Origin of the sequence: Xanthomonas sp. SHU 166 (assembly GCF_000364685.1) — a bacterium.
Classification (GTDB): domain Bacteria; phylum Pseudomonadota; class Gammaproteobacteria; order Xanthomonadales; family Xanthomonadaceae; genus Xanthomonas_A; species Xanthomonas_A sontii.
Map to the genome: position 1 here is coordinate 1 of NZ_AQOJ01000516.1, position 3,931 is coordinate 3,931.

Annotated in this window: 4 protein-coding genes; all 4 read right to left on the minus strand. The window is 67.7% G+C overall.

Annotated features, from left to right (window positions below; all coding sequences use genetic code 11):
- Window positions 1-15 precede the first annotated feature (15 nt).
- Window positions 16-843 carry a phosphate ABC transporter ATP-binding protein PstB gene (gene pstB, locus D180_RS13130; protein WP_010343978.1) on the minus strand — a complete coding sequence of 276 codons (828 nt, stop codon included), beginning with the start codon at window positions 841-843 and terminating at the stop codon, window positions 16-18.
- Window positions 844-862: 19 nt separating this feature from the next.
- Window positions 863-1,729, minus strand: coding sequence for a phosphate ABC transporter permease PstA (gene pstA / locus D180_RS13135; protein WP_017910162.1), 867 nt, complete (start codon window positions 1,727-1,729; stop codon window positions 863-865).
- 1 nt (window position 1,730) lies between these two features.
- A complete protein-coding gene (pstC, locus tag D180_RS13140) occupies window positions 1,731-2,705 on the minus strand; it encodes a phosphate ABC transporter permease subunit PstC (RefSeq protein WP_026143658.1) in 975 nt (324 codons plus the stop codon).
- 213 nt (window positions 2,706-2,918) lie between these two features.
- The coding region (pstS, locus tag D180_RS13145; RefSeq protein WP_017913149.1) for a phosphate ABC transporter substrate-binding protein PstS at window positions 2,919-3,931 on the minus strand (1,013 nt) is incomplete at its 5' end.

Below are 3,931 nucleotides of genomic sequence, written 5' to 3' on the forward strand. Positions count from 1 at the left end.
GGCGGCCGCAGCGGCTCAGCCGAAACGGCCGGTGATGTAGTCTTCGGTCTGCTGCTTGTTCGGCTGCGAGAAGATGATTTCGGTGCGGTCGTGCTCGATCAGGTCGCCCAGGTACATGAAGGCAGTGTAGTCGGACACGCGCGCGGCCTGTTGCATGTTGTGGGTGACGATGACGATGGTGTAGTCGTTCTTCAGCTCTTCCACCAGCTGCTCGATGCGGCTGGTCGAGATCGGGTCCAGCGCCGAGGTCGGCTCGTCGAGCAGCAGCACGTCCGGACGCAGCGCCACCGCGCGGGCGATGCACAGGCGCTGCTGCTGGCCGCCGGACAGGCCCAGCGCGCTCTGCCCGAGCTTGTCCTTGACCTCGTCCCACAGCGCGCCCTGGCGCAGCGCCTGCTCGACGCGGTCGGCCATGTCGGCCTTGGACAGCTTCTCGTGGTGGCGGATGCCGTAGGCGACGTTCTCGAAGATGGTCATCGGGAACGGCACCGGCTTCTGGAACACCATGCCGACCTTGCTGCGCAGGCGGTTCATCGGGTACTTCGGCGAGAGGATGTTCTCGCCGTCCAGCAGCACCTCGCCGCGCGCTTCCAGCTTCGGGTACAGCGCGTAGATCCGGTTGAAGATGCGCAGCAGGGTGGACTTGCCGCAGCCGGAGGGGCCGATCAGCGCGGTGACGCGCTTCTCCGGCACTTCCAGGTTGATGCCCTTCAGCGCATGGTACTTGTCGTAATAGAAGTCCAGGCCGCGCGCGGCGATCTTGACCGGCGACGGCGCCAGCGCGGTGTGCCCGTTGGGCATGGCGATGCGGTGCATCGGGGCGGCGTTGTGGTGATCGTTCATGGCCGGGTCCATAGGGGAATCAATCGTTGGAGATCTTGTTGCGCACCAGCAGGGCGCGCGCGCCGAGGCTGACCAGCAGGACGAAGACGGTGAGCACCAGCGCGCCGGACCAGGCCAGTTGCTGCCAGGTCGGGTAGGGGCTGCCGGCGAAGTTGTTCATCACCACCGGCACGCTGGCCATCGGCTTGAGGATGTTGTTGTTCCAGTACAGGTTGCCGAAGGAGGTGAACAGCAGCGGCGCGGTTTCGCCGCTGATGCGCGCCAGCGCCAGCATCACGCCGGTGACGATGCCGGCCGAGGCGCTGCGGTACAGCACCTGGATGGTCACCTTCCATTGCGGGATGCCCAGCGACAGCGCGGCCTCGCGCATCTGCGCCGGCACCAGCCGCAGCATCTCGTCGGTGGTGCGGACCACCACCGGCAGCACGATGAAGGCCAGCGACAGCGCGCCGGCCAGCGCCGAGAAATTGCCGCCGGTCTGCATCACGTACAGGGTGTAGACGAACAGGCCGAGCACGATCGACGGCGCCGACAGCAGGATGTCGTTGACGAAGCGCACCACCTGACCGGTCTTGCGCGCGTTGCCGTACTCGGCCAGCCAGGTGCCGGCGGCCACGCCCAGCGGCGTGCCGATCAGCAGCGCCAGGCCGCACATCACCGCGCTGCCGAAGAACGCGTTGGCCAGGCCGCCGTCCTCGCCGGGCGGCGGGGTCATGCGCGTGAACAGGTCCAGGTTGATGCCGGAGATGCCCTTGGCCAGCAGGGTCCACAGGATCCAGGCCAGGAACACCAGCCCGAACAGCGCGGTCAGGCAGGACAGGGTGAGCGCCACGAAGTTGACCACGCGGCGGCGGTTGTACAGGCGGTGTGCGATGTCGGCGGCCATCTCAGTTGCCCTCCTTGCGCGACAGTTGCGCCAGCATCAGGCGGGCGATCGCCAGCACGACGAAGGTCACCAGGAACAGGACGAAGCCCAGCAGCAGCAGTGCCGAGCGGTAATCGCCGGTGGCTTCGCCGAAGTCGTTGGCGATCAGCGCGGCGATGGTGGTGCCCGGCTCCAGCAGCGAGGGCGACAGGCGCACCGTGTTGCCGACCACGAAGGCCACCGCCATGGTCTCGCCGAGCGCGCGGCCCAGGCCCAGGAAGATGCCGCCGATCACCGCCGAGCGGGTGTAGGGCAGCACGATGTCCCAGCTCACCTCCCAGCGCGTGGAGCCGAGCGCGTAGGCCGACTCCTTGAGCCGGGTCGGCACGGTCAGGAACACTTCGCGCATCACCGACGAGATGAAGGGAATCACCATGATCGCCAGCACGAAGCCGGCGGTGAGCAGGCCGATGCCGATCGGGGGTCCCTGGAAGATCGGGCCGATCACCGGCAACGTGCCGAGGTGGTCGTTGAGCCAGGGCGTGACGTACTCGGACATGATCGGGATCAGCACGAACAGGCCCCACATGCCGTAGATGATCGACGGGATGCCGGCCAGCAGTTCGATCGCGGTCCCGACCGGGCCGCGCAGCCAGCGTGGCGCCACTTCGGTCAGGAAGAAGGCGATGCCGAAGCTCACCGGCACCGCGATCAGCATCGCGATCAAGGCGGTCACCAGGGTGCCGTAGATCGGCGCCAGTGCGCCGTACTTGTTCTCGACCGGGTTCCACTCGCTGGAGTAGAAGAAGCTCATGCCCTGCAGCTGCAGGGCATGACGGCCGCCCCACAGCATCGACAGCGCAGCGCTGCCGAGGGCGACGAGTACCAAAACGACGGTGGCGGTGAGGATCCAGCGGAACAATCGGTCGGCGCGGGCGTCACGCAGGTCGCGTCCGCGTGGCGCCGACATCGCTTCGGGAAGGACAGTGCTGTTCATGGGCTCGGTCGTCGCCGGAGCACGCGCCTGCGCGCTCCGATCGTGGCCGCGGCGGGGATGACCGCGCGCGGTGGGTGGTTGCATCGCTCCCGCACAGGCGGGAACCCGAAAGTCCGAATCACAAGTTGCCGATACGGCGACCGGCGGCGCCTGGACTGCACCGCCGGTCGCCGGTTGCCGCCGCGGTGCGCGCAGTGCGCACCGCGGTGGCGCTTACTTGAATTCCTTGCTCCAGTAGGACTCGATCTGCTGCACCAGTTCCGGCGGCAGCGGCACGTAGTGCAGGGCGTCGGCCTGCGGCTGGCCCTTCTCGAAGGCCCACTTGAAGAAGTCCAGGGTCGCCTTGCTGCGCGCCGGGTCCTTGGCCTGCTTGTGCATCAGCATGAAGTTGGTGGCGGTGATCGGCCACGCCTGCGCGCCCGAGGCGTTGGTGATGACCAGGTTGAAGTCCTTGGCGTTGGCCCAGTCGGCCGACGCGGCAGCCGCGGCGAAGCTCTCGGCATTGGGCTGCACCCAGTTGCCGGCGGCGTTCTGCATCGACGCGTACGGCATCTTGTTCTGCAGCGCGTAGGCCAGTTCGACGTAGCCGATCGAGCCCTTGATCTGCTGCACGTACGAGGCCACGCCTTCGTTGCCCTTGCCGCCGACGCCGCCCGGCCACTGCACCGAGGTGCCTTCGCCGACCTTGCCCTTCCACTCCGGGCTGACCTTGGACAGGTAGTTGGTGAAGTTGAAGCTGGTGCCCGAGCCGTCGGAGCGGTGCACCAGGTTGATCTTGGTGTCGGGCAGGGTCACGCCCGGGTTCAGCGCGGTCAGCGCGGGGTCGTTCCACTTGCTGATCTTGCCCAGGAAGATGTCCGCCAGCACCGGGCCGGTCAGCCGCAGCTTGCCCGCGTCCATGCCGTCCAGGTTGACCACCGGCACCACCCCCCCAATCGCCGAGGGGAACTGGCCGAGACCGGCAGCGGCCAGCTCGGCGCTGTCCAGCGGCTTGTCGGAAGAGCCGAAATCGACCGTGCCGGCCTTGATCTGGGCGATGCCGCCGCCGGAACCGATCGACTGGTAGTTGATCTTGTTGCCGGTGGCCGCGTTGTAGTCGGCCGACCACTTGGAGATCAGCGGGTAGATGAAGGAGGCACCGGCGCCGGAAATCTCCGCCGCAGTCTTGGCGCCGGCGGCCGGCGCGGCAGCGGGCGTCCCGCCTGCCGCATCGGCGGCGCCCTGCT

Coding starts and splice junctions, on each gene's coding strand:
- pstB (WP_010343978.1), bottom strand. CDS start 843: ATGAACGATCACCACAACGCCGCCCCGATGCACCGCATCGCCATGCCC.
- pstA (WP_017910162.1), bottom strand. CDS start 1,729: ATGGCCGCCGACATCGCACACCGCCTGTACAACCGCCGCCGCGTGGTC.
- pstC (WP_026143658.1), bottom strand. CDS start 2,705: ATGAACAGCACTGTCCTTCCCGAAGCGATGTCGGCGCCACGCGGACGC.